The sequence below is a fragment of the bacterium genome, from assembly GCA_016786595.1.
GTDB lineage: Bacteria > Bdellovibrionota_C > UBA2361 > SZUA-149 > JAEUWB01 > JAEUWB01.
Genome location: JAEUWB010000039.1, coordinates 17,057 through 43,794 on the forward strand (window position 1 = coordinate 17,057; position 26,738 = coordinate 43,794).

General features: G+C 43.7%; 25 protein-coding genes. 14 read left to right on the forward strand and 11 right to left on the reverse strand.

Annotation, left to right across the window (positions count from 1 at the left end):
• Positions 1-62 precede the first annotated feature (62 nt).
• Together plsY and rfaD are read left to right on the forward strand one after the other, a co-directional pair.
• Positions 63-665: a glycerol-3-phosphate 1-O-acyltransferase PlsY gene (gene plsY / locus JNK13_06115; GenBank protein MBL7662311.1), complete on the forward strand. Its 603-nt coding sequence runs from the start codon at positions 63-65 to the stop codon at positions 663-665.
• Positions 666-673: 8 nt separating this feature from the next.
• The gene (gene rfaD / locus JNK13_06120) at positions 674-1,642 is read left to right on the forward strand and encodes an ADP-glyceromanno-heptose 6-epimerase (GenBank protein ID MBL7662312.1); all 969 of its coding nucleotides are present in this window, start codon (positions 674-676) and stop codon (positions 1,640-1,642) included.
• 137 nt (positions 1,643-1,779) lie between these two features.
• Here rfaD and JNK13_06125 read toward each other — a convergent pair whose 3' ends face one another.
• Positions 1,780-2,745 carry a deoxyhypusine synthase family protein gene (locus tag JNK13_06125; GenBank protein ID MBL7662313.1) on the reverse strand — a complete coding sequence of 322 codons (966 nt, stop codon included), beginning with the start codon at positions 2,743-2,745 and terminating at the stop codon, positions 1,780-1,782.
• A gap of 126 nt (positions 2,746-2,871) precedes the next feature.
• Positions 2,872-4,953 carry a TonB-dependent receptor gene (locus JNK13_06130; protein ID MBL7662314.1) on the reverse strand — a complete coding sequence of 694 codons (2,082 nt, stop codon included), beginning with the start codon at positions 4,951-4,953 and terminating at the stop codon, positions 2,872-2,874.
• A gap of 57 nt (positions 4,954-5,010) precedes the next feature.
• Between JNK13_06130 and JNK13_06135 the strand changes: the two genes are divergently transcribed.
• Entirely contained in the window at positions 5,011-5,397 is a 387-nt protein-coding gene (locus JNK13_06135; protein ID MBL7662315.1) for a transcriptional repressor, read from the forward strand.
• A gap of 7 nt (positions 5,398-5,404) precedes the next feature.
• Here JNK13_06135 and JNK13_06140 read toward each other — a convergent pair whose 3' ends face one another.
• Positions 5,405-5,608 (reverse strand): hypothetical protein, encoded by a 204-nt coding sequence (locus JNK13_06140; protein ID MBL7662316.1) that lies wholly within the window; start codon positions 5,606-5,608, stop codon positions 5,405-5,407.
• A gap of 17 nt (positions 5,609-5,625) precedes the next feature.
• Here JNK13_06140 and JNK13_06145 point away from each other — a divergent pair, with 17 nt between their 5' ends.
• Together JNK13_06145 and clpX are read left to right on the forward strand one after the other, a co-directional pair.
• Positions 5,626-6,207 carry a VanZ family protein gene (locus JNK13_06145; protein MBL7662317.1) on the forward strand — a complete coding sequence of 194 codons (582 nt, stop codon included), beginning with the start codon at positions 5,626-5,628 and terminating at the stop codon, positions 6,205-6,207.
• 120 nt (positions 6,208-6,327) lie between these two features.
• On the forward strand, positions 6,328-7,584 hold the full coding sequence (gene clpX / locus JNK13_06150) for an ATP-dependent Clp protease ATP-binding subunit ClpX (protein ID MBL7662318.1): 1,257 nt from the start codon (positions 6,328-6,330) through the stop codon (positions 7,582-7,584).
• Between the two features lie 79 nt (positions 7,585-7,663).
• Here the strand turns inward: clpX and JNK13_06155 are convergent, their stop codons facing one another.
• The 6 genes from JNK13_06155 to JNK13_06180 form a co-directional block, all read right to left on the reverse strand.
• Positions 7,664-8,353 (reverse strand): OmpA family protein, encoded by a 690-nt coding sequence (locus JNK13_06155; GenBank protein ID MBL7662319.1) that lies wholly within the window; start codon positions 8,351-8,353, stop codon positions 7,664-7,666.
• Positions 8,354-8,475: 122 nt separating this feature from the next.
• Positions 8,476-9,600, reverse strand: coding sequence for a tetratricopeptide repeat protein (locus JNK13_06160; GenBank protein ID MBL7662320.1), 1,125 nt, complete (start codon positions 9,598-9,600; stop codon positions 8,476-8,478).
• A 38-nt stretch (positions 9,601-9,638) separates the two neighbouring features.
• A complete protein-coding gene (locus JNK13_06165; protein ID MBL7662321.1) occupies positions 9,639-9,989 on the reverse strand; it encodes a hypothetical protein in 351 nt (116 codons plus the stop codon).
• A 173-nt stretch (positions 9,990-10,162) separates the two neighbouring features.
• Positions 10,163-10,687 carry a signal peptidase II gene (gene lspA, locus JNK13_06170; protein ID MBL7662322.1) on the reverse strand — a complete coding sequence of 175 codons (525 nt, stop codon included), beginning with the start codon at positions 10,685-10,687 and terminating at the stop codon, positions 10,163-10,165.
• A complete protein-coding gene (locus JNK13_06175; protein MBL7662323.1) occupies positions 10,665-13,910 on the reverse strand; it encodes an isoleucine--tRNA ligase in 3,246 nt (1,081 codons plus the stop codon). Before JNK13_06175 ends, lspA begins: the two co-directional genes overlap by 23 nt.
• Before the next feature lie 22 nt (positions 13,911-13,932).
• Positions 13,933-15,168 (reverse strand): WD40 repeat domain-containing protein, encoded by a 1,236-nt coding sequence (locus JNK13_06180; GenBank protein ID MBL7662324.1) that lies wholly within the window; start codon positions 15,166-15,168, stop codon positions 13,933-13,935.
• 110 nt (positions 15,169-15,278) lie between these two features.
• Between JNK13_06180 and JNK13_06185 the strand changes: the two genes are divergently transcribed.
• Positions 15,279-16,451: a hypothetical protein gene (locus tag JNK13_06185; GenBank protein MBL7662325.1), complete on the forward strand. Its 1,173-nt coding sequence runs from the start codon at positions 15,279-15,281 to the stop codon at positions 16,449-16,451.
• Positions 16,452-16,976: 525 nt separating this feature from the next.
• Here JNK13_06185 and JNK13_06190 read toward each other — a convergent pair.
• Positions 16,977-18,389, reverse strand: coding sequence for a class II fumarate hydratase (locus tag JNK13_06190; protein ID MBL7662326.1), 1,413 nt, complete (start codon positions 18,387-18,389; stop codon positions 16,977-16,979).
• A 99-nt stretch (positions 18,390-18,488) separates the two neighbouring features.
• On the opposite strand from JNK13_06190, the gene JNK13_06195 reads away from it, so the two are divergent.
• The 4 genes from JNK13_06195 to JNK13_06210 are packed head-to-tail and all read left to right on the forward strand — an operon-like array spanning position 18,489 to position 20,885.
• A complete protein-coding gene (locus JNK13_06195) occupies positions 18,489-18,947 on the forward strand; it encodes a hypothetical protein (protein ID MBL7662327.1) in 459 nt (152 codons plus the stop codon).
• 9 nt (positions 18,948-18,956) lie between these two features.
• The gene (locus JNK13_06200; protein MBL7662328.1) at positions 18,957-19,268 is read left to right on the forward strand and encodes a hypothetical protein; all 312 of its coding nucleotides are present in this window, start codon (positions 18,957-18,959) and stop codon (positions 19,266-19,268) included.
• On the forward strand, positions 19,250-20,032 hold the full coding sequence (locus JNK13_06205) for a hypothetical protein (protein ID MBL7662329.1): 783 nt from the start codon (positions 19,250-19,252) through the stop codon (positions 20,030-20,032). The genes JNK13_06200 and JNK13_06205 overlap by 19 nt, the downstream gene beginning before the upstream one ends.
• 10 nt (positions 20,033-20,042) lie before the next feature.
• Positions 20,043-20,885, forward strand: a complete 843-nt coding sequence (locus JNK13_06210; GenBank protein ID MBL7662330.1) for a hypothetical protein — start codon at positions 20,043-20,045, stop codon at positions 20,883-20,885.
• A gap of 32 nt (positions 20,886-20,917) precedes the next feature.
• Here JNK13_06210 and sufB read toward each other — a convergent pair whose 3' ends face one another.
• Positions 20,918-22,324: a Fe-S cluster assembly protein SufB gene (gene sufB, locus JNK13_06215; protein ID MBL7662331.1), complete on the reverse strand. Its 1,407-nt coding sequence runs from the start codon at positions 22,322-22,324 to the stop codon at positions 20,918-20,920.
• Between the two features lie 337 nt (positions 22,325-22,661).
• Here sufB and JNK13_06220 point away from each other — a divergent pair, with 337 nt between their 5' ends.
• The 4 genes from JNK13_06220 to metG are packed head-to-tail and all read left to right on the forward strand — an operon-like array spanning position 22,662 to position 26,734.
• Positions 22,662-23,033: a response regulator gene (locus JNK13_06220; protein MBL7662332.1), complete on the forward strand. Its 372-nt coding sequence runs from the start codon at positions 22,662-22,664 to the stop codon at positions 23,031-23,033.
• A 31-nt stretch (positions 23,034-23,064) separates the two neighbouring features.
• Positions 23,065-23,700: a dTMP kinase gene (gene tmk / locus JNK13_06225; GenBank protein ID MBL7662333.1), complete on the forward strand. Its 636-nt coding sequence runs from the start codon at positions 23,065-23,067 to the stop codon at positions 23,698-23,700.
• Positions 23,701-23,717: 17 nt separating this feature from the next.
• Positions 23,718-24,743, forward strand: coding sequence for an AAA family ATPase (locus JNK13_06230; protein MBL7662334.1), 1,026 nt, complete (start codon positions 23,718-23,720; stop codon positions 24,741-24,743).
• Between the two features lie 23 nt (positions 24,744-24,766).
• Positions 24,767-26,734: a methionine--tRNA ligase gene (gene metG, locus JNK13_06235; GenBank protein ID MBL7662335.1), complete on the forward strand. Its 1,968-nt coding sequence runs from the start codon at positions 24,767-24,769 to the stop codon at positions 26,732-26,734.
• Positions 26,735-26,738 lie beyond the last annotated feature (4 nt).

The following is a 26,738-nucleotide window of genomic DNA, read 5'->3' on the forward strand; positions in this document are numbered from 1 at the left end:
ACAGAATAAGTTACAAAATATAACTTCATGTTAGTATGAGATTGACTCACGAAATATTACTTTTGACCGTTAGCTTTTTGGTTGGTTCAATTCCCACTGGAGTAATAGTTGGGTCGTTTTACGGCACTGACATTCGCAAAGCTGGCAGCGGGAACATCGGGGCGACAAATGCCCTACGCGTGTTGGGGAAAAAAGCAGCTGCCTTAACTTTCCTTGGTGACTTTCTTAAAGGTTTAATTCCCATCTTATTAATTAGTAAAACTTATCACTCGATAACTCCCAACCAAGCACTTGCAGCTCAAGCAACGATTTGCGTGATCATCGGACATTGCTTCTCTCCTTTCTTAAAGGGTCGCGGTGGGAAAGGTATTGCGACTTCATTTGGATGTTTCCTGCTACTCACTCCAATCCCCGCACTACTCTGCTTTGTAACTTTTATTCTCACGGTCTGGAAAACTAAATTCGTCTCCCTCGGCTCGCTGATTGCCAGCCTAGTGCTTTCCATTACAGTTGTGATGTTTTATGGAGGTAGTAATGCTCAGTGGGTGATTCGCGCCGCTCTGGGAGTAACACTACTAATCTTTATTAAACATCAAAAAAATATCCTGCGTTTAGTGCGCGGAGAAGAATCAAGACTTTCTAAAAAACATAGTTCTACGTTATAAACTTCAATATGATTATAGTTACTGGCGGAGCAGGATTTATTGGAAGCGCATTAATTGCCGAACTCAACGCTTGCGGGGAAGAGAATATTGTAGTTGTGGATGGAGAATTAAATGCGCTAAAAAATAAAAATCTAGCTGGTAAAAAATTTCGTAGCTATTTTCATAAAACAGAATTTCTCGATCTCGTCGACGGCACTTTAATGGGTAAAGCTAAGGCTATTTTCCACCTTGGCGCGTGTAGCTCAACAACCGAAACAAATCTCGAATACCTTAAGCAAAACAATACCGAATATACCAAGAAACTTACCAACTGGGCGCTCGAGCAAGGCACCCAGTTTATTTATGCTTCAAGTGCGGCAACTTATGGCGCAGGTGCTGATGGATTTGCTGATCAGCATTCCAAAATCGAACAACTCAAGCCTTTAAATGCTTATGCGCAGTCGAAGCAGAATTTTGACAGCTGGGCATTAAATCAAAACTTATTAGATCAAATCACGGGAATTAAGTTTTTTAATATTTTTGGCCCGAATGAATACCATAAAGGACCGATGCGCAGTGTCGTTTATAAATCATTTCATCAAATCCAGAATTCAGGTTGCGTGAAACTTTTCAAATCATATTTACCTGCGTACGCTGATGGCGAGCAGCAGCGCGATTTTCTTTACGTTAAAGACTGCGCAAAAGTAATGCTTTGGCTGCTAAATAATCCGCAAGTAAAGGGCATTTTCAATCTGGGCTCCGGTCAAGCGCAAAGCTGGAATCAACTTGCGCGGGCTGTATTTTCAGCTAGTCGCAAGCCTGAAAAGATCGAATATATCGAGATGCCTGAACACTTACGCCAGCAATATCAATACTTCACTGAAGCACCGATGCAAAAACTTCGTGCAGCAGGATACAGTGCCCCATTTACCCCACTAGAAACTGCAGTAGCAGATTATGTTCAGAACTATCTCGAGAAAAACGAAGCCTGTTTTTAGTTTCTGAATAGATTTGAAACTGACGAAATTATTTTTGATCTTAGGCTTGAACTTAAACTTCGCCTTCCCCCCTTATCATGATTGTTAGGGCAAAAGGGAAAGTTTAAGTTCAAGCCTAAGATTTTAATTTAAAAAGCTTATTGGTCAAGGATATAAGCAAACATTAATGGCGCAACAATTGTTGCATCCGACTCAATCACAAACTTCGGCGTATCCGTATCGAGCTTACTCCAAGTGATTTTCTCGTTTGGCACCGCGCCCGAGTACGATCCAAATGAAGTCGTGCTATCGGAAATCTGGCAGAAGTAGCCCCAGTATTTACACTGCTGTTGTAGATCTTTTTGGATTGTCGGCACAACGCAAATTGGAAAATCCCCCGCAATGCCGCCTCCGATTTGGAAAAATCCAATTGACTCTTGCTTACTATTTTCTCGGTACCAATCAATCAAAAAGACCATTTGCTCTAATCCACTTTTGATGAAGTTCAAATGCTGAACTTCACCTTTTACATGTCTAGCTGCAAGCATATTGCCCAAGGTAGAATCTTCGTAGCCTGGAACAATAATTGGAAGTTTTTTCTCGCAGGCTGCAACTAACCAAGAATTCTTGGGGTCAATTTGATAATGCTCCTTAATCATTCCACGTTCAATCAGTTGATACATAATCTCATGTGGGAAGTAACGTTTGTTGGTCTTACAAGCTTCTTGCCAAAGACTTAGGCATTGCTTTTCAATACGACGCATCGCTTCGTCCTCAGGGATACAAGTATCCGTGACGCGGTTATAGCCCTTATCGCGTAAAGCTGCTTCCTCTTGAGGAGTGAGATCGCGATAGTGGGGCACACGATAATAGTGCTCATGAGCGACCAAATTAAAAATATCTTCTTCAAGGTTTGCTGCAGTGCAAGAGATTGCATGCACTTTATTTTTACGAATCATCTCGGCAAGTGAAATCCCAAGCTCGGCCGTGCTCATTGCGCCGGCAAGTGTGACCAACATTTTGCCGCCTTTATCGACGTGCTTACCATAAGCCTCAGCTGCATCGACAAGAGTCGCGGCGTTAAAGTGGCGGTAATTTGTGCGGATAAAATCTTTGATCTTCATAGCTTAAATCTCCTAGACCCGGGGCTTACAAGTCACTAGCCGCATTAATTCATCGACCAGCAAAACTCCTGGCAAACTAGCTGATTGATTAGCACAGCTATGAAAAAATACAATACGGACCCAGAATTAGAAGCTAACCTTCAAGCCTGCAATCAGATTGATCCCTGGCAGCGGAGCAACATCCTTAATAAAAGATACATGATCTCGAGATTTCTGGTTTAATAGATTTGTGCCACGTAGATATAGCTCAACAATCTGCCCCAAGCCTTGAAACTTACGTGATAGGAATAGGTTTAATTGTGAATAATCAGGTGTCTCGGTTTCAAATGGCGCGTTTCGATTTTGGCGTAAGACATGTAAAAGTTCAAGACGAGAGTCAAACTCCTGTCCGAGTCGATAATTTATGCCAAATTTAAGACGTAGTGGCGTAATTCTTGGCAAAGGTTGGCCAGTATTTTTATCTCGCGCATAGACATAATCAGGCTGAAAATCTATCGACAAGTCCCGAGCTTCGTCTTGCAAAATATGATATGCCAATTGGGACTCAATGCCGTAAAATTGTGCAGCTGTCGACTGATAACGATAGATTGGCAATGCTCCATGATCATGTTCTTCTTCCTCTTCATGTTCAGCTTCTTCGTTATGCTCTGTCTCGCTCATCTCACCAGTTGGATTAAGTGCAATATAGTCAAAAAAGTGATTATAAAATGCACCAATTGTTCCAGTAAATCGACCACTATTCTTGCGTAAATGTAAATCCACTCCAAGCGAGCGCTCTGGGTCAAGATTCGCGTCGCCGATCTCATATGCAGCGGTTGCAATATGTGGGCCATCGGCAAAAAGCTCTTGTCCAGTTGGCGCTCGTTCCGTATGTGCCAACGAGAAAGCAGCAGCGTAATCAGAGTCGAAGCTATAAACGGCCCCGAGAGATTCGCTTAGTGTCGAAAAATCACGGTCGATCTCGTCGGTATCTAATGCATGAAAATCAGTACGGATACCACCCTGAAATTTCCAGTTCTGATTAAGTGTGTATTCCTCAAATGCAAATAACGAAGCAATTTCAGAAATCGTCGGCAGTTGAAAGGCTTCCGCGCCAATTGCAGCAAAGTCCGAACGTTGGAATTGAATACCAGCAACACCTTCAAACTGACTAATGCGATCGTGGGTGAACTCTAAGCGTCCGTCCAAACCGTCATTCTCAAATACCGTTCCAGTTTCCACACCTTCAAATTCAGTATGTTGATACTCACTTGCGCCAAGCTTCAAGCTAAGGTTTGCAATTCGTGGTAACGGATCGATAAGCTTAGCCCTTAAATCATAGCGCGTCCGGGTGGCATCAATGCTGACATCCTTCTCTCCATTGGGCACGCCGTAAACGCTTTCAAACTGTGAAACTGAAGCACCAACAAATCCTCGACCAAAAAGATAAGAACTACCAGCTGATAAATTATGCGTATCTACAGCACTGTATGGCAACGTTCCACGTGGTTCAGGAAATTCCAGCTCTGAGCTTTGGCGAGCATTTTGTGTGCGGGCAAATCCTGGAATTTTTATGTCATCTGTCTCCTTCGCTGAGCCATCAACATGAAAGGCTAAATTCTCAAACTTACCATCTACAACCGTAGCGCCTGATAAGCCTTCGTCGACGCTGCTAGTATTAAATTCTGCCTTTGCAGCAAGATTTTTCTTCGGTAGTTTTTCTGGGATGCGGTTATCAAAAACATTGACCGCTCCACCAACCGCACTGGTTCCATAAAGTAAGGCGGCTGGTCCGCGCACAACTTCTACACGGTCAACAACAAGGGGATCGACCGTTACCAAGTGATCTGAGCTAAGACTTGATAGATCTTGAGAACCTAGACCATTTTCCAGGATGCGAATTCGCTCTCCACCTATGCCACGAATAACTGGGCGGCTTGCTCCAGGGCCAAAATAAGAATTAGAAACGCCTGGTTCAGTAGCCAGCAGTTCGCCAATATTCCCCCCACCTCTAAGCTCAATTGTATGTTCATCCAAGGCAGAAATTGGTTGAGCAGATTCAAACAATGTCTGCGGTAAGGGTGTGGAATTGACAACAATTTCACCGGCACTATGCTGCCCATGGGGATCTGGGGTTGGAGTCTCTGTTTCTGCACTGACCTGTCTAGAAACACATAAGCAGGTAGCAGCAATTACCCAAAGTTTTCTCATTCTTGTGATTTTATTCATTCTGGACCTCACATTTGACAGCGGTTCCTATTAATAATAAATTATCAATAAGTCAATATGCCTTTTGCACGCTCTACAAAACAACGCGAGTTAGTCCTCAAAGCTCTTCAAGAGGCCAACCGTCCACTCTCTCCTCAGGAGGTCTTAGACCTGGCTAAGAAACATTTACCCGGCATTGGAATTGCCACTGTTTATCGAAATATTAAGAGCCTACTCGAAGATCAAATATTAAGTCTCGTGGACTTACCAGGCAATGCTCCGCGCTACGAGATCTGCGGCAAACATCATCACCATCATTTTCTCTGTCTTGATTGCGATAAGGTTTACGAGCTCGATGGCTGTCCCGGAGATATTAATCAGCTAGTGCCTCGTGGGTTTAAAATCCAGGACCACAACATTACATTTACAGGAAAGTGCAGGGACTGCGCGCGGTCAATTTGTTAGCAAATAACTAACTCAAGCGCTCTAAGCCATCAGGTGTAAAGTGCGATAATGTTCCGTTATTCCACAAAACCGTGACCGTAACACTCGGTCCTTCTTCGGATTCTTTTAAAGTGGCGCGCTGAGTTTCAACTCGGATTTGCGTTACCACTCCAATCGGACCAACGGTACCCTTACGAACGACCTTGTCATTTGTATTAAATTTCTGAGACATAGTAAGCTGTTACTAGCATGGATTTAGAAACTGGCAAAGAAAACTTGATAATCGGGGCAAATCTTGCCCGAAAACTCGCATTTCTCTGCATGCTCGCGATTAGCTGCGCTCTTTTTTTAGGGCGCCAAATCTCAAGATTATCCTCCCATCTTGATACCATAATTCCTGCTCTGGCAGTTATCGCCTTTGTCTGGATACTACTGCACGCAAAAAAAACTAGCTTTACAACCCTCAGACCCCGCCCAATCCCTCTTCTTGCTGGCGCAATACTACTCAGTTTTCTACTCACCAAGCTTGTTGGACTGCCGATTGAACGGATTCATATTGTAAAATATATGGCACTTGGCTTTAGCCTATTTTTTTGCCCGAGTGAGGTTTCTCAGCAGAAACGATTTTACTTTGCGCTTTTTTTAAGCTCATTTTTTGGAATTTTAGAAGAAAGTCTACAATATTTTATCCCGGAACGGGTTTTTGACGAGCGCGACATCTTAATCAATGTTTTATCGGCCTTGACTGGGGTCCTGTTTGCATGCGGATTTACTAGTAAAGCTCCGAGCTTAGTTAGCAAGCCATCAAGTATACAAGCTATAACCTCCTGATTTCGTTAATTTCTTCCCGATCCAGATAATTTTTGAACTTCCCGCTCTAAAGAAAACATCAAAATTACAGGAGCTTGTCTAAGTTCCTTCGGTTTAGCCTTTTGTTGTGGGTTTATATTTATGATCGGAAGAAACGATAAGTCAGCACGTTCTAATTTGTCCTGCACATTCTGCGATAAAACGCAGGATGAAGTAAAAAAATTAGTCGCAGGCCCTGGTGTCTACATCTGTGATGAATGTGTCGAACTTTGTAATGACATTCTTTCCGAAGATGGTGACGGAAATAAAACTCCTGGAACGCAAAGCCAAATCCCTACTCCCCAGGAAATCAAAGACTATCTCGACCGCTATATCATCGGTCAAGAATACGCAAAAAAAGCGCTCTCTGTGGCCGTACATAACCACTACATGCGAGTTGATCACAACAGTAAAGCTAAGTCCAAAGATGTCGATGTCCAGAAAAGTAACATCTTACTACTTGGTCCAACTGGGTCAGGGAAAACTCTTCTCGCCCAGACATTAGCAAAAATTATTGATGTGCCTTTTGCCATCGCCGATGCTACCTCTCTGACCGAAGCTGGCTATGTCGGAGAAGACGTAGAAAATATTATCTTGAGTTTGCTTCAAAACGCCGACTACGATGTTGCCCGTGCTCAGCGCGGGATCGTCTATATCGACGAAATCGATAAAATCTCACGCAAAACAGAAACTGCTTCAGTCACCCGAGACGTATCTGGTGAAGGCGTCCAGCAAGCTTTGCTGAAATTAATGGAAGGTACAGTTGCAAATGTTCCTCCTAAGGGCGGACGTAAACACCCGCAACAAGAATATCTGCAAGTTGATACATCAAATATTCTCTTCATCTGTGGAGGAGCATTTGCAGGCCTAGAATCAATCATTAAACGCCGACTGGGGAATAACCAAATCGGATTTAGCGGCAACGAAACAAAGCCGACAAACCCGACTGTAACTTTTGTCGATGTTGAACCCCGTGACTTAAACACTTACGGCTTAATCCCAGAATTTATCGGTAGACTTCCAATTGTTGCTGCACTTGAAGAGCTAACTGAAGCGGATCTCGTGCGGGTATTGGCTGAACCACAGAACGCTCTAGTCAAGCAATATCAAAAACTTTTTGAGTTAAATCATGTGCACTTACGCTTCACCGAAGCAGCAGTTCGTGAAATTGCGAAAAAAGCACTAGAGAAGAAAATTGGAGCACGTGGACTACGCTCGATCATCGAACAGGCTATGCTGGAAACAATGTTTATCGTGCCCGGAGATAAGCGCATTGTTGAAGTTGTAGTCTCTGAGGGCGTGATTACTCAGAAAGAAAAACCGCTGCTTGTTTACGAAAAACAAGCCCAATCAGCGTGAAAATCAATTAATTTAATTATGAAACGTAGGGTAAATTGCTGGAATTCCCGCGCCTGCTCTGCGCCAGAATTGCAGCGATTTACCTGCGATCGTTTTCGATGATGACCTCGACGCGGCGGTTTCTCGCTCGACCAGCATCTGTGTTATTCGTTGCAATTGGAGCCCCTTCCCCGTAACCATAGGCCCGGATTGAGCCGCCTGGCACACCTTCATGGGCTAAGGCCCTGGCCACTGTGTCGGCACGGTCCATCGAAAGGCGTTTATTATATTGCACTGAGCCAATTGAATCGGTGTGGCCTTCTACGGCAATTTCGCGACCAACTGTATTTTTAAGGATATCTCCGATTTCTGCTACCGTGTGTCGTGCCTCAGCTGTCAAATCAGCACGATTAAATTCAAATAAAACGTCCGGTAAATTAATCACTACACCACGCTTGGATTCGCGCACATCTGCACCAGCTCCACGTAGTTCGCGGATCAAACGCGCGTTTTCTTCGATCTGCCCACGTTGATAAGCCAGGCGTTCTTGAGTTAACTCTGTTTGCTCTTCTTGAGCATCGAGCGCATTTCCGGCAAGTGCCCCAGACAAGGCGCCAATGCCAGCGCCAATTGCCACTCCACGCCCGGCATCACCGGTCGGAGCGCCCACAATTGCTCCTAAGCCAGCGCCAAGTGCCGCACCGCCAAGCGCGCCATAGCCAGTCTTATCTCCAGGTTTAGTGCAACCGACGAGTAAAGCTAGTATAACAAGTGAAATGATTTTTTTCATAAACTCAACCAAATAAATTCAATTCCTTAAATTTTATTTCCACTAGACCCGCCTTTGCTGAAGCTACGGCGTGGTAGAGTGTTTTCTCGAACTTACCTGAAGGTAAGATTCTGAAGACAACTCTAATTTGCAGCGCTATCAATTTTTTTCAGTTCATTCAAAGCGACTTGATTTGAAGGCTCAATGTCAACTGCCTGCGAAAATTGCGCTACAGCATCTTCAGTGCGTCCGATTTCAGAATAAATCTTTCCAAGTTCGATATGGTACTCAGCATTTGTTCCGCAAAGTCTGACAGCCCGACGCATATAAAAAAGCTTGTCTGCCTTTGAATTCGAGCTCTGAGCCCGCTTCATTTCTTGCTGAGCTTGCGTGCAATCGTCCCCGGTTGTCTCTAAACTTGCAACCGGAGAGGTTTTTGGCGCTGGCGCAGAAGCAACTGCTGCTGGTTCTAGCGCTGTAACTTTTTCGGCTACTACTTCAGTCTTTTTTGCCGGAGGCATAGTGTTTGCGGCTGGTAAGGTAGTTGTCGCCAACATGTCAGTAGTCGTAACAGTTTCTGCTTTTGTATTCAGCGTCGGTGCCGGTGTAGCAGCTACAATTGGTGCAGGAGTAACACGTTTTACACCCGGCTCAACGTAAGTAGTGCCGACCGGGTCAGCAGTTACAGTTTGATAATTCTCCGACTCAACGCTTCGCACTTCACCTAAACTCGCACGCCCTTGTGAAAGTCCTTGAGAAAGTTTTCTGCTGCTGACATTAAACGAATTGGGAGCGATGCGCCCGGTTACCTTTGCCACGCTGGGACGATTAGCTGCAAATGCTTGCGGCTGAGTGTTATAAGTTGGAGCAAGTGTTGGCTGTGGCGCAAAATTTGTATTCCCTAAACTAACACCATCACCAGCTTGATTGCGCATTTGATTGAGAGTGCGTGTTTGACTGGCAATTTCGGTTTTTTGCTGAGCAAGCTGAGCCTGAGTCTCTTCTGTCTTTTCTTCTTGAATATCGAGTGCGCGACCAATTGCTGCTCCTGCCAATGCCCCTGTAGCAGCTCCGACTGCAAGCCCGCCAGCTGGACTACCCACCTGCGCGCCAATTACCGTCCCCACACCTCCTCCTACTACGGCACCAGTTGCTGTGCCGAGCGAAGTTGAACTCATATCCTTAGTATTAAACTCAGGTGGCTCAATACCCAAGTAACTACAACCTGATACACATAAAAAAATCACAACAAGACACAACTGCTTCATAAACAACTCTCTAAAAAATTACCTGGGATTAATGCTAATTAGTATTTACGATAGTAATCGTCGTATTGCTGCTGACGGCGCAGCTCATCAATTTCACGACGTTGGCGGCGTAGTTCTTCTTCTTGACGACGACGCTCTTCTTCCATTTCTTGCGACTGAACATCTTGACGGTCAATCATTTCACCAACGCCGGCACCTGTTAATGCTCCAGCTGCTGTTCCGATCGCAAGACCTTGAGCAGTGTGGCCCGTGGCACTACCAATAATTGCCCCAAGCCCCGCACCTAAAGCGCCACCGCCAAGTGCTCCTTGACCGGCATAGCTATTTTTTGCGCAGGAAGTTGTTAGAAAAAGAAAAGACAGTGCTAAAAGAGTAAAAATACTTCGCATAATAAATCTCCAAAAATATCCGCGCGATAACGATCTGTTTGAGAAGATCTAGCGCATGCCAGTTTGACGAGCAAAAATATCGATTATTTCAGTGATTTTGTAAATAATTTAAGTCACTTAGCTAAACTGCAGGAGTTAAGCTAAGGCAGTAAATAGAAGATTCCTTAATCGAATTAAGCAATTAGCTCAGATTCTTTGGTTTTTGGAGTAAAGAGCATTTTTAGACTAATCGTCAGCACTCCAAGAAAAATACAACTATCGGCAACGTTAAAAGCTGGCCAGTGATAGTCTCCGTAGAAAACATCGATAAAATCAATCACAGCGCCATAGCGAGCCCGGTCAATGATATTTCCTATCGCCCCAGAGAAAATTAGCACCAAGGCATAGCGGCCGAGCTTATCCTGCTTGAAATCCTGCAAAAACATTTTAATTACAATCGAAAGAGCTACGAGCAAAACAGCTGAAAGCACTAACTGACGAAATCGCGGAGAGTAGTCACTAAAAACACCAAAAGCTGCGCCGGGGTTACGCACATGAGTCAAGTTTAGGAAATCAGGAATGAGGTTTATAGTTTCGTGAATTTGGAATGAGTCAACGATCAGCTGCTTGGTTGTCTGATCAATAATCAGAAATACAAAAAAAAACATGACGTAATTTAATGTTTGATAGCTGCGGTTAAATACGTTCAACAAGAACATGAATTGGGTGACCTTCAATTTCTAATTCATTCCAAGATGGTTGTAGTTGTTGAGCGCTCAGCTCTACGGCCAATGTCTCTGCCTTAATATATTCGGCGTGATCGCTTAAGCTTGCTGTAAGATCAGGAAAAGCAGTCGTATAGTTAATGCGAATTCGATCGCTGACGTTAAAGTTACTGTCTTTTCTTACCTTCTGTACGCGATTTACAAATTCTCGCGCCAATCCTTCACGTAACAGCGCCGGACTAAGTTCCGTATCAAGTAAGATGCTAATCTGGCCAGAAGATCCGAGTCCAGTAACTCCTGCGCGCGCCTTACGTTTAATCACTAATTCAGCTTGACCAAGCTCCACTCCAGCTAGTGCAAGTTTTCCGCCAGATTCGACACTGCGAATTTGCTCTGAAGTTAAATTCTGGCAACCACTACGTAACTCCTGCATGCCCTTTGACCCAAGTTTTGGCCCAAGTGTTTTTCCTAAAAGCACAGTGTTTAAATTCGCTGATAAATCAACATATTGAGATTCATCAGTCGAATATGAAACAGCCTTAACGTTAAGTTCTTCACGAATATAAATTTCTAGTGGTTTCAGTTCTGCAATTGCTTGAGCACTCGGGTGAATGACTAAGAGCGATTTGAGAGGTTGCCGCACCTTAATACCAAGGTCATTACGTAAGCTTCGACCAAGTAAGATCACCTCTTCAAAAAGCGACATCCCGGACTCAAGCTTAAGGTCAATTTTACTAAGCTCAACATCAAGTGTCGGGAAACAAGCTAAGTGAACACTTTGCGCTGAATTAATCTGATTTGCCTTGGTTAGCCGTTGATAAATCTCTTCAGCAATAAATGGGGCAAGGGGTGCGAGCACCCTGACAAAGCCAGTTAACACAGTATGCAGCGTAGCATAGGCTTGAGTCTTATCCTCTTCAGTTGCCTTGCCTTCAGACCAAAAACGCCGACGATTCAGGCGAATGTACCAGTTTGTGAGTTGATCAACAAAATCAAGAATCGGCTGCACGGCCGCGGATAAGTGATATGAGCTCAGCGCTCGATCCACACCTTGGACTAACGATGCAAACTTAGAAAGAATCCAGCGATCAAGTAAATTTTCAGAAGCAAGTTGTGGTGTCTGGGCTGGCTGCCAATTGTCTGCTGCGGCATAGGTTGCATAGAAATTATAGGCATTCCAAAGTGGTAAAATCGTCTGGCGCACGACTTGCTTCACCCCCTGTTTACTAAAGCGCAAATCTTCGCCGCGAGTTGCTGCCGAGCTTAACAAGTAAAGTCGCATCGCGTCTGCACCAAACTCCTCCATCACTTCTTCGGGTGGCGGGTAATTTTTTAGCGACTTCGACATTTTTTTCCCGTCTTCTGCCAGAATAATGCCGTTAACAATCACATTTTTAAATGCGGGCTTATCAAATAGCGCAGTTGATAGTACTAATAGGGTGTAAAACCACCCACGGGTTTGATCTAAACCTTCAGCAATAAAATCAGCAGGGAAATTTGCCTCAAAACGTTCACGGTTCTCAAACGGATAGTGTTCCTGACCATAGGGCATTGAGCCGCTTTCGAACCAACAGTCGAGGACTTCAGGCACACGTTGCATCAGACCCTTTCCTGATGGCGCAGTAAAAGTAATCTCGTCTAAATGCTGGCTATGTAGATCGTTAACTTTCTTTCCACTTAGCTTTTCTAACTCTGCAACTGAGCCAATACAGAGCATCTCTCCAGTCTCGGCACAACGCCAAATTGGTAGCGGTGTTCCCCAATAACGATTACGAGAAATTGCCCAATCCCTTGCCCCTTCAAGCCACTTACCGAAACGCCCATCCCGAATATGCTCAGGAACCCAGTGGATTTGCGCGTTATTCTTTAAGAGTTTCTCTCTTAAGGCTTCAACTTTAACAAACCAACTGGAAATAGATTTGTAGATTAGCGGCGTGTCTGTGCGCCAGCAAAAAGGATAAGAGTGTTGGATTGTCTCATGCCGAACTAGCTTGCCTTGCTCCTTGAGTGAATGGATAATTTTTGCATCGGCTGCTTTGATATTGAGGCCGGCAAAATCTACAACAGCAGCAGTAAAATTTCCTTCCTCATCAACAGGATCGACCACAGGAATACTATTCGCAAGAAACAATTTAAGGTCATCTTCACCAAAAGATGCACAGTGAACTATTCCCGTTCCATCGCTATCTGTTACAAACTCTCCACTGTAGGTTTTAAATGCGCCTTTACTACGCACTGTTTCAAAGTAGGGGAAAAACTGTCGATAAGAAATTCCAATGACTTTGTCTCCAGTAAAACTTGCCAATATCGTGCTTTGATTTTCAGATTTTTTAAGCTCTGGAAAATAAACTTCAGCGCGATTTTCAGCGATAATCACAACTTCCTTCAGACTCTCATTTTTAACAGCGCAGTATTGGACACCCGGTCCAAAAGCAAGTGCGAGGTTACTTGGTAGCGTCCAAGGGGTGGTTGTCCAAGCGTAAGTTGTAAGACGGTAGTCTTGTGGTAAAATTTTCTGAAGAAACTCAGGTAATTCTCCAATAAATTCTGCGCGTACAGTTACAGCAGGATCTTGCACGTCTTTATAATTTAAATTCGCTTCGAAATTACTTAAGGGAGTGTTAATTGCCCAAGAGTAAGGCACGCACTTTAAGCCTTCATAGATCAAACCCTGATCCCAGAGTTTACGAAATATCGCCCAGATTGACTCCATGAAATCACGGTCCATGGTGTGATAAGGTCGTGAAAAATCAACCCAACGACCCGAGCGTTCAATAAATGCTCGCCATTCATTGGTGTAGCGCAACACAATCTTGCGACACTCTTCATTAAATTTTCCAATGCCAAACTCTTTAATAGCTTTTGCACCATGCAGGTTGAGCATTTTTTGAATTTCAAACTCAACGGGAACACCATGGCAATCCCAGCCTAGTCTCCGGTCAACATGAAATCCCTTCATCGTAAAAAATCGACCCACTACGTCCTTGATCGTTCCCGCCAAGAGATGTCCATAGTGTGGGAGTCCTGTGGCAAAAGGCGGGCCATCATAAAATACATATGATTGCTGCTGCGCCTTTTTTTCCATTGACTTTTGAAAAATTTGATTGCGATTCCAAAATTCTAGAATTTCACGTTCGATCTTCGGAAAAGAGATTGACGGATCGTCGCCTTGCTGATCTTGGGTTTCTTCAAAAGTTTTTTTATGATCTGAACTCATAGAATTAAAATCGCTACTTGTTTTAAGTTATTGTTCTCAAGCAACGTTGAGACTGCTCAGCCCAAGCTGGGTCTGCACTTAAAAGCTTTAAATCAAAGCGGATAATGTTACCGGACTTCTGAGTTGCCCACAAGATTCCCCCCTTTGCAGTAAGAAATTCGAGTGGTTCTAAAAAAGTAGCACTATCGAGTGTAAAGTTACCGTCGTTACGGAAACAAAAAAAGCGCAAACGCTGATCTTTGGTTGCAGCTCCAAAAAATAAAATTTGCTGCTCAATGCCTGTAAAGCCCACTAAAAAGTCAGCACTAACTTTAAACGGTGGTAATTGCTTAATTCCACGAATCTTATACGGATAGACTTGTCCATCGCTTGCCGAAACAAATAAATATGCACCATTAGACTCAAGCCACATGTCATCAATGCGCGTTCCCAATGAGGGAGTCTGTATTTTTCTAACTGATTGCGGTAAATCTACGGCAGCATCCGGATCTCTTAAGCCCAGATCATAATCTGTACGAATTAAACGAAAAACAGAAATTTGACCGTCACGCTCACCAGCAAAAAAGATTCTGCCTAAGGGGTGCACAATAATTTTTTCAATTGCCGAGCTCGCTCCAAGATAGGTCTCGAGGGCGCTAGCTTGCTTCCAAGACCAGGCATAAATTGTTCCATCGGCCTGACCAAAAATTAGATATTCTTGCAGCGGGTCCCAGGAGATTGCCGTAACACCTCCACGCAAATCGCTGCGCTTGGCCTTAACTTCAAGTGTGGTCAAATCAAGAACAGTGATCGAAGAAAATTCTGCAATCGCTAACAAAGTTTCATCTTGACTGAGCGCAAGTAGAGTCTGCAAGCCCTGAGCATGGTAGATCTGTCTACGATCGAGCTGATTCGACTTCGCTAGATACTGTAGCTCTAAAATTGCCCCGTCCGAGGTTGAAGCATAAGCCCGCTGTCCGCTGGAGGTCGCAATAAAGTTTTGCACCTGCCCGCGCTCGAGCTTAAATGCTTGGAATCCAACCAAGCCTGTTGTTGCGTCGGCATAAATCTCTGTTTTTGGCCGAATCGCCTGTGCTTGAGTGATTTGCGTACTGGCTAGGGGGCGCTCTTCTTTGCTTAACGCTGGTAAGCAACCTGAAACTACAAGAATGCAGGTGGTAAGGCAAAGATAGTCTAAAATTCTTAATTCCCTAATTTGATCAATTAAGGCTAATCCGTTTAAAGATTGACCGAAGATTGCATTCTTACGGAGATTCATTTAAAAAACCCTTCAAATTAAAGCATGAGCAATAAAAATTAATAACATCTTTGCGACTAATTTTAGACCTATAGCAATCTTTTAAGACCGCCGTAAATACTGTCAAATTTATGATACTAAATAATCAATACTTAAGTCAGATCTATACCAATCTGCGTCTCGACGCTAATCAGCCTCAGCATCTCTATATTGAGGTCGGTCGTGATTTGCGAGCAAAATTTACAACATTACTAAAACTGCTCGAAGTTTTCAAAGCTGAGAAAGTTGTAATCCGGTCGACTGATCGGAGTGAGCTTAAGTATCTTGGACTGAATTTAGCTAAAATTGGCTATAAACTTTCACTTGCACTAGAAACAATTCAGACTGAAATTAGTGACCAAGAGATTCAACTTTTCGACAAACGTGAACATCAGCTGCTACTTTTAGGAAATTTCCCTGCAGGCACAAGCCAGATTTTAGATTTAGCTGACGTGATCATCCACTACGCTGTAGCTGAGTCTGCTGATAAATTATTAGAGCTTACTCCTAAAAGAAACGCGTTTTCTATTTCATTAATTGCTACAAAGGATTTTTCTGGATTTGTAAATCTTTCTAGAAGTCTTCCAACATTTTTGAAAATTCCAGAACCGCTTAGCGAAAATTTACTGGCAAGCACTCCTCAAAACACTGGCCGCGACCCGTTCTCGGTTTTAACATTCGAAGATTTAAGCTCGACTTCTTCCTATGCTGACCAAGGTAGCGATCGTCGTGGACGCGGAGACCGCCCCAGACGTGACGATGACCGTCGGCCGCGAAGAGACGGACAAGCTGAACGTGGTAACGGTAGATCTGCGCGTAACCAAGAACAAAGGCCACGGACACAGGACCGCCGTGACTCTGAGCCTCGCTCCAATTATCGAAATCATGAGCGCAATAATCAGCGCTCAAACTCTGATACGACAACTCGCCCAGAACAAACCCGCAGCAGTCGTGGACTTCCACGGCGAGGGCATCCAAATGATAATGTACGGATTTATATTGGCCAGGGAAGTGCAGCAGGAATGACTGCTGAAGTTTTTTCAAATTTAGCCCTTGAATTTGCAGAAGTCCCTGACGGGACGTTTGATTCGATTGTGTTTCGCGACCACTATGGCTTTGCTGACCTGAATCGACTTGATGCAGAGCATCTGATCAACACCATGCACGGCATTGAATATAACGGTGAGGAATTACCGATTGAATTCGCGCTGACATTGCCGCGTAGGTTGAATCGTGAGTCCTACCAAACTAATTCTGATCAATAAGTGCCTGGTGTGTTCTGATCCTTCTTCCACGGCTACAGCGCCACCACCACCTTCAATCGCAGCATCTGCTGAGTTTATATGAGTCACAGTTTTGCAAGTTAAAGCGTTTCCCATAACTATTTTGGATATGTTGCAAACGCAGCTGAACCATCAAGAACATATCCTTCTGGTAGATATAAGCTATGTATGAGTTTATTATCTATGGGTTTATTATTAAAAGGGAAACGCTATTTACTGGTTGTGTCTGCGACACAACTTATATACCAGTTTGCAAAATCGTCAGTTTTATCCAAAATCTTTTTGCAAACTGGTATATAATAACTCTCTGAGTAGGGAGGCTCGGATTAAGTTCGAGGTTCAGCCAAGCTCGAGGAACGAGCCCTAATATATTTTACAGGGCAAGAAGCGCACTTTATTGCAATAAACGAGCATCGCAGAAATCTCCCGTGACGACTTGTCCGCCGCAGTCGGCTAAGCCGCGTAGGCGGAAGAAATTGGCGAAGATCGGACTTCAGCAGAGCCTCCCTAGAGCCCGGGCTTAGTCATCGCAAGCAGATTTAATGTCTTATCAATTTCATCAACCGGAAGAACCTGCTGGCGCACTGCAATCTCGCGCACAGACATCCCAGTTTTAAAGGCCTCTTTAGCAAGTTGAGCCGCCTTATCATAGCCAATCTTTGGAGCAAGCGCTGTGCAGGTTGCAATACTTGCTTCAGCTAATTCGTAAAGTCTTTTTTCGTTTGCAGTAATCCCAGACACACACTTATCTGAAAAATTCTTAGCTCCGCTGGCCAGTAATTCAATCGATTCAAGTAGATTATGAGCCATGACTGGCATCATCACGTTTAACTCAAAGGTGCTGCCACTATGGCCAGCAAGCATAATGCAGGCATCATTGCCAATTACTTGCGCACAAACCATTAAAAGCGATTCGGCAATAACTGGATTTACCTTGCCCGGCATGATTGAAGAACCTGGCTGAACTTCGGGTAAAGCAATCTCTTGCAACCCGCAACGCGGCCCACAAGCAAGCCAGCGAATATCATTGGCTATTTTTGCAAGGCTAACTGCGATTGTTCGAAGCTGCCCGCTCATTTCTACCACGCCATCTTTGGCACTTTGTGCTTCAAAATGATTCTTCGCCTCAAAAAAACTAAGTCCCGTTGCTTTAGAGATCTCGGCAATTGTACGCTTAGGGAATTCTGGATGGGTATTTAAGCCTGTGCCGACAGCTGTCCCTCCCTGCGCAAGCTCAAGCAAGCTAACCAGTGAGCGTTCGAGTCTTTCCAGTGAGTGCGTAACTTGACTCTCGTAACCACTGAATTCTTGGCCGAGCGTAATTGGAGTTGCATCTTGCAAGTGCGTTCTTCCAGTTTTCACGAAACCAGAAAATTCTTTTGACTTGGCGTTAAGTACATCACGTAAACCTTTGAGCGCCGGAATCAGCTTCTCCGTAATTGTTACAGCCGCAGCAACGTGCAGTGCAGTCGGAATCACGTCATTTGAGGATTGACTCATATTGACATGGTCATTGGGATGAATTTTTAGCTCGGCTCCAGCGAGTTGCATTGCGCGATGTGCAATCACTTCATTGGCATTCATGTTGGTCGAAGTGCCAGATCCGGTTTGGAAAATATCAAGCACAAATTGACGATCAAGGGCGCCAGAGATAACTTCTTCGCAAGCTTTGAGAATTGCATTTTTATGCTGATCTTCTAAAAGTCCAAGACTGGCATTGGCCAGTGCTGCTGATTTCTTAATCAGCCCTAGAGCGCGAATAAAAGAGCGGGAAAAGCGCAGCCCACTGATTGGAAAATTCTCAAGTGCGCGCTGAGTTTGTGCCGCATAAAGTGCATCAACAGGGACTTTCATTTCCCCCATTGAATCCTTTTCAATGCGAAATTTTTGACTTGTGTTCCCAGCTACTGTTTCAGACATATGAAAATCCTGTGATTCCAATCGATAAAAGTGCGATCGATCTACTAATCTCGTTTGCGAAACGCAACAATCACCCCAGTTTGGCCGATAATAAATGGTATGCTTAAAACTGTAAAAAATTACCGCGCAAGCAACTCGGGATTCTCGTTGTTTGAACTACTAGTGGTCTGCGCTTTTATGACTGGACTTGCTGGGATTGCTACCCTCAAAGCAAGTCAAATACTTACACCCTCGCTTCGGCATTACACTAAAGACTTACTAATTAAAATTAATTATCATGCGGCACTTACCGAACTCAAGCGCACTCCGCTTGAAATCAAATCATTCAAACAAAAATCTTTGCAACTTAATTACCACAACAAAAGCTTTACCTTAGCGATTCCAAAACAAGTCACACTGAAGAGCTTTAATTTTGGAAACTTAAAAAATCCCGCGAGTTGGGTGATTCGCCCCAACGGCACGGCTACACCAGGGCGCGTTGAATTCAGAATGAACTCGTCAACTTGCTCACTGATTCAGTCCTTACGCGGTCAGCGTAGAATTTTTTGCTTGGACTAGATTTAAGATATGTCACTTCTCGATATTCTCGTTGCAACATTTATTCTATTAATTAGCTTCTTTGCTTTAGCTAAAACTGAGGCTGTTAGTTTTAGAAGTGAACAAACTGCGGGAGCGTCCCTTGCTGCAGCAGAGCAATATTCGGATCTTTTCGCCTATCTACAAGTCACGCAAGAGCTGGCTGGTACATTTCGTAATGCAATTGAATATCAGTGTAGCAGTACTTCGCCCGAAAGTAGTTTATCCTATCAGTACCTGCAGTGCTTAATTCGGCAGGGGGACTCAATTCAGCAAGTCACTCTATGGAAAGAAATCGATTAGCAGACGCAGCTGGCCTAAGTTTAATGGAGCTACTGGTCGTAACGGCCCTTACTGGAATAATTCTTGTCGCACCACTCTCACTCCTTAAAGGTTTCTCTCGGCGCAGCGTAGTTAGTCAGCAGCAGACAATTAACCGGCAAACTGAGCGCAGCGTAGAGTTTCATCTACGTCGGGCAATTCAAGCAGCAAATCAATTAAGGCTTGAAGGTAATTTAAGCTTCAGCGCAGACTCTGCAGGCAATGCAAAGTTAAAAATTGTTGCGCTTGATGCTCAAGGCACCCTCACCCAGATAGCCCTCGCTCAGGTAGATAACAAGGAACATTATTGTGGGCCAAAAACCCTAGCAGAGCGCTCTGGTAAGGCAATTGAGTTTTATCGTGGCCTTGCAGTAGATGAATTTGGAAATTATCAACTCAAAGCTAGCAGAGTTGTCGATCGACACACTGCCTGTCCAGGGAAAGCACTCTATCGCATTAACTTACGACAACTTGGCTTAGCAACTGTCACAGCTCGCCCCTTAATACTCATTCCAATTACTGAAAGTTATGAGCTCTCTCTTAACGCTCATGAAACTCTTTACTACTGGTCAGAGTTAACAGGCGAAAAACAACCCTTAGTGCAAGGCGTAAAAAATTTGCAAATTACAAAGATCCACGACGAGTTATTACTGTTTACAGTTACCACAGCCTTAAGGCAGGCAAATTTCCTTTTTCATCTTCGTCAAAGTCTCACGACGGCAGATCTACTTAGTCTTTACTTTTGAGTGAATCGCTATGCAGAATCTAAAACGAAATCAACAAACCGGCTCAGTTCTAATTTGCGCATTAATTATTATTGCGCTCTCAACACAAATAGTTTTCCTTATCGCTACGCAGAGTCAGCTCCAGCTTAGTTTTTCGAGTGCCTATAAAAACTATATTCAAGAGTTAATTGATCTGAACAGTGACTTCACAAAAGAATTAAGAAAAGTTGATCTGGGCACAATTCCAAGTGCCCTAAAAAAGCTAGACCCCGGCACAGAACTATACTTACTTAATCAGCACTTAGTGATCAAAAAAGCTACTGATGATTTATTCAAAACGCCAAATTGGCATCGCCTCGAGAACTATCTTCAGCGTCGTGGAACTACTCAGTCTTGTAGCGTACTCAGTAATCATAACCCAGACTGCAAATTCTGTTCGAAATTTACGTGTCGTGAAGAAGGTTTAAACCTCGAGCAAGATACGTATTTTAAAGGCAATCTCCAAACATCAAATCTCTCCATTGCGGGCACTATAAAATTAGTAATTAACGGTGAACTGCAGCTTGAGAACTTAGATCTCACTCAAGCCTTGTCAGTAGAAATTATTGTCCTTGGAGAAATTAAAATTGGCAGCATCAAGGTCAATCCCAACCCTCAGCAAATACTGATTCATTCGGCATTGGGAAAAATTACAGTTACAAATTTTAGCGATGATTTACTTGCCTGTAGTGAGCAAGTAAAGTTTCGGCTTGAAGCAAACCAAGGGCAGGTGCTGAACGGTACCAATTTCAAGCAACGCCAACTTGGTTGCGAAATCACAAAAGATGCTAAATTTTGGCCTAATTTGCAGGTGATTGGCGTATTAAGTGATTAATACAGTTTGGCACCGGGCAGCTATTACTAGTGCTAACCAACTGAGCCTTCCATTTCAAGCTCAATCAGTCGATTTAGTTCTACCGCGTATTCCAGTGGAAGCTCTTTAGCAATTGGTTCAATAAAGCCGCGCACGATCATCGAGCGTGCTTGTTCTTCAGAAAGTCCACGACTTTGTAGATAAAACATCTGCTCTTCGGAGATTTTAGAAACGCTTGCTTCGTGGCCAACTTCTGCAGTTGGCTCGTAGACCTCGATGTATGGGTAAGTATCAGTGCGACATTGATCTCCAATTAAGAGCGCATCGCATTCAACTGAGACTTTGGCTCCAGTTGCGCCTTCATAAACCTTAGCAAGGCCACGATAAGAAGAGCGTCCCTGGTCTTTGGAAATTGATTTAGAAATAATTTCCGATGTTGTGTTCGGTGCAACGTGCACAACCTTAGCACCCGCATCGAGATGTTGAACTTGAGTTGCCATGGCAACACTGAGAACTTCTCCGTGGGCACGCTCACCAACTAGATAAATTGCAGGATATTTCATCGTCAGCTTGGAACCAAGGTTACCATCAACCCACTCCATCACCGCATCTTCGTGAGCAACGGCACGCTTAGTTACAAGGTTGTAGACATTTGTTGCCCAGTTTTGGATTGTTGAATAACGGAAGCGACCACCTTTCTTCACAATCACTTCGACCACTGCAGAGTGGAGAGAATCTGAGCTATAGGTTGGAGCTGTGCAGCCTTCTATATAATGCGCATAAGCACCTTCATCGATAATAATTAAGGTGCGCTCAAACTGCCCCATTTTTTCTGCATTGATTCTAAAATATGCTTGCAAAGGAAGATCGAGCTTTACGCCAGGAGGCACATAAATAAAACTTCCGCCTGACCAAGCAGCAGAATTTAGTGCCGCAAATTTATTATCATCTGGGGGCACGATCGTCGCCCAATATTCTCTAAAAAGTTCTGGATGTTGCTTGAGTGCAGAATCTGTATCAAGAAAAATTACGCCCTGCTCTTCCCATTCCTTTTTGAGTGAGTGGTAAACAACTTCACTTTCGTATTGTGCACCCACACCAGCAAGGACTGTGCGTTCTGCTTCAGGAATTCCAAGCTTATCGAAAGTGCGTTTAATATCTGCAGGAACGTCATCCCAAGTGCGGCCCTGCTTTTCAACCGGTTTAAGGTAGTAATATGTATCTTCGAAATTAAGTTCTTTGAGATATTCAATCCCGCCCCAGTTAGGCATTGGCTTAGAAAAAAAGATATCAAGGGCTTTATGTCTGAATTCACGCATCCAGTCGGGTTCGCCTTTGTGATCGCAAATTTGATCTATAATCTCATGATCGATACCCTTGCGTGCTTTAAATATGGCATTTTCAGGATCTTTAAATCCATACTTATAATCTTCTTTAATATCTGAGGCGGCTATCGACATTACAAAATTTCCTAATGATTTAAATTAGTTCCAATCTAGAGTAAGTTATTATAGATTAATTTGGCGAAGAATGAAAGTTTCTTTAGTTCTTTAGAGTAATTCACGATTCTATGCGGCAAATAGAGAACTGCTCTAAATGTCAAATGATCACTATAACTTAGGAAAGCAGCAAAGCTACTAGGTGCTAATATAGTGTAAAATTTCAAAGTTTTCTTGCTATAAATCTTTAGTCTAAGTCTATTGCGAGACGTTATTATAGTTAAATCCATATCCGTTGACTAAAGTTTCATTAACCGAGAAAATTTTTGGCAACGGGTATAGTGTAGGAAGAATTAAGATGGCTGGAAAAGGAACGATTTTTGTAGTTGATGATGATAATCATGCACGCTCACTGGTTGAGATGATTCTAAAAAGCAAAGGCTACAATGCCGTCTGCTGCATCAACGGCCAAGATGCTTTAGATAAATTGAAAACCACTATCCCCAATTTGGTTCTTCTCGATATCATGATGCCCGGATTAAATGGCTATGATGTGCTTAAAGCCATGAAAGAAAATCCTAAAACAGAAAATATTCCCGTAATCATGCTCACTGCCAAGGGACAAGGCGATGAAATCATGGAAGGATATCAACATGGGGCAGATTATTATATCCCTAAACCATTCACTACCGAGCAATTAATCTATGGAATCAGTCTCTATCTCCCGTGAGATCTAAGGTCAGGTAAGACTAATGCAAGGTATTTTTATCACACTTGAAGGGATTGAAGGTTCAGGAAAATCGACCCTAGCGCAAGCGCTCGCTGATAAGATTAATGCTCGTGGCAAAACAACTTTACTGACACATGAACCTGGGGCAACAAAGCTTGGCCAGGCACTGCGACGTATGTTACTCGATCACGACACTAGCACAGAGCAAAAAAACCTCGCACCGCTTGCGGAATTACTGCTCTTTGAAGCTGACCGCGCACAGCATCTTCATGAAGTAATTCAACCGGCACTAGCGCGCGGCGAAATTGTAATTTGCGACCGCTTTATTCACTCAACCCTTGCCTATCAAGGATTTGGTCGGGGCATTTCAACTGAAATCATTAATCAGTTAAATCAAATCGCCACGACAAAGCTTAGCCCAGATTATACTTTTATTTTGGATTTAGCTGTGGAAGAAGGCTTACGCCGGGCAAAGAAACGCGGCGAAGGTCTTGATCGTTTTGAGTCGGAACGTCAAGCTTTTCATGAAAAAGTGCGCCAGGGATTTTTAGCAATTGCCAAGAATTCTTCGACAGCAAGCTCAACCAAATTCTCAATCCTTGATGCCAATCAATCTCCCTTACAAATCTGCAATCAAGCATTTGCAGTTATTGAAACTGCGCTGTAGTATTAATTCCGATCAACATGGCGCAGAGAAAATCAAATGCAAACGAAGCTGTTTTTTTTACCCCAGACGACTCTGGCGCAACGCTTGCGAGAACTGCTGGGCATAAAATTTTTGGGCATCGTGAGACCGTTCTACAGCTAGAGAAACAAGTTGCGGAGCAACGCACACCACATGCACTTTTATTTTCTGGGCCTCTTGGTGTTGGGAAACGTGCCGTCGCCCAGCATCTGGCAAGAAAATTACTCAGAGCTGAAAATTTAGAACATCATCCTGATTTCTTTGTGGTTAGCTTAGAAGAAGGGAAAAAGGATATTCCTGCTGAGACAATTCGCGCCCTAATTAGCGAACTACAACTTAAGCCATTTCATGCAGCAAATAACCCGGCGGCCTGTCGGGTTGCAATTATCGATCAAGCCCAACGCATGTCAAACGCTGCCATAAGTGCCTTGCTCAAAACTTTAGAAGAGCCAACTGCCCATACACACATTATTTTGATTTCTGACAGCGCACACCGATTAATTGAAACAATCATCTCACGCTGCCAATTGTTTCATTTTGGTCTACTCGCGAAGGCCGATCTCGAGAACTTACTCAAAAGCCTGCTGCCTGAGGAAAAACAAATCAGTAAAGCACTACTGCAATTACTTGAAGGTTCAGTTGCGCCGCTTAATCTAGGTGGCTTAGTTAATCTACGCAGCCTCCAGCTGGAAAACCCCAAAAATATCAGCAAACACTTAATCGACCTAGAAGCAGCTGTTTCGGATATCGCATTACAAATTGACCAATTCTTTAAAGCTAATTTCAGTCCAACTAGCTGTTTACGCATCAGCACCTACCTAGCGCAAAGCAAGGAGCGCTTGACGCTGGCTTGGCCATTACTGCGGGCGAAATTGCGTGAACAATTCTTAAGCCATGATGCTCGGCCGATTTCTGAAGTTAGTTATCAGCTAGTTCAAACTCAGCAGTTGATTGAAGACCGTAACGCTCAAGCTGAACTCCAACTCAACGAATTCTTTCTAAATACTCGCACTCTTTTGAATTAATTTATCTATGCTATGAATCTATGATGACCAGCAATTACTACGTAACCACACCGATATATTACGCAAACGGCCATCCGCATCTGGGCAATACCTATACGACCACACTAGCCGACATGCTCACGCGCTTTTATAAGTTCATGGGCAAGGAAACTTTTTTTCTGACCGGCACTGATGAACACGGTGATAAAGTCCATCAAGCCGCAGTTAAAGCTGGTAAAACCCCACAAGCATTCACTGATGACGTGAGCAATCTTTTCATCAGCACCTGGAAAGAACTCGGTTTTGAGTATGATCGCTTTATCCGCACAACCGACGAAGATCACAAGGAACTTGTAAAAACAATCTTGCAGCAAATCTATGACCAAGGTGACATTTATTTTGGTGAATACGGGGGCTTATACTGCGTAGGCTGTGAGCGTTTTTTAACCGAGAAGGAATTAATTGATGGCAAATGTCCTGACCATCAAACTGCGCCACAATTCGTTGAAGAGAAAAATTACTTCTTTAAAATGTCAAAATATCAAGACCGCTTAATCAAGCACTTGACCGAAGTTCAACCTGATTTCATTCGACCGGAAAGATATCGTAATGAGGTCTTAGCGCTCTTACGTGAGCCGCTCGAAGATCTTTGTATCTCACGACCGAAATCACGTTTAACCTGGGGCATTGAATTACCCTTTGACCCAAACTACGTAACCTATGTTTGGTTTGATGCGCTGATTAATTATTTAACTGGAGTTAATTATCCAGGCGGCAAAAATTACCAGAAATTCTGGAAGAATTGTGAGCATTTAATTGCTAAAGATATCGTCAAGCCGCACGGCGTTTTTTGGCCGCTGATGCTAATGGCCGCAAATATTCCCTTGTATGAGCATCTGACAGTTCACGGCTATTGGATTACTCCAACCGGAAAAATGTCAAAAACCGTAGGCAACGTCGTCAATCCACTTGAGATCAAAACTGAATTTGGTATGGACGTATTTCGCTACTACATTTTTCGCGAAATGGTTTTTGGACTAGACGGTACATTTAGTCGCGAATCTTTAGAAACACGCTACAACGCTGACCTGGCAAATAATCTTGGAAACTTAGTGAGCCGTTCACTTGCAATGTGCACGCAGTATCGTGAGTCGAAAGTTCCAACAGCCACAAAAAACAGTGCCGCATTGGGCAATTTACCTGAACGCGCTGAGGCGATGGTCAAAGAAAGCATTGCGCTTTTTGAGGACCGTGAACTTCACCGTGCACTGGAACGCATTTGGGCATTTATTGATGAGGTAAATATTTTTATCGACCGCACTAAACCTTGGGGACTAGCCAAGGAAGAAAAATTAGCCCAAACACCAAATACCGAAACTTTAGATGCAGTGCTTTATAGTCAACTTGAATCGATTCGTATTATTGCTGCAATGATTTCCTTCAGCATGCCTGAAACATCTAAAAAGATTTTTAAAATGCTAGGGTTTGATGAAAAATCAGCAGCAAAGGAAGCTACAGTAAAATCCGCCTTAGAGTGGGGGCGTTTACAGAGTAGCTCCCGCCTTGGAGAAATCACCGCACTTTTCCCCAGAATTGAAAAAAAGAAAATAGTTATGGAACAGACAACAGCAGCAAGTCAGACAACAAAAGAGGTAAAATCCGAGCAAACTACTGAGACAGGTCTCATCGAGTTTGATGATTTTGCCAAAGTTTCACTACGTGTTGGTCAAATTCTTGAAGCCTCGCGCATCGAGAAATCAGATAAGCTTCTTAAATTAAAAGTTGACTTAGGGGAGCAGTCAGGGCCACGCCAAATTTTAGCTGGCATTGGTAAGCACTATGATCCCGAGGCACTTGTCGGTCGTAAAGTCTGCGCCGTAACTAACCTCAAGCCGCGCAAGATGCTTGGCCACGAAAGTCAAGGCATGCTTCTTGCCGCAAGTGACGAAGCAGGACGTCTTGAGCTCGTAAGTCCAGGCACAAGTCTCTTGCCAGGTTCTCGCATTTCATAGGTCT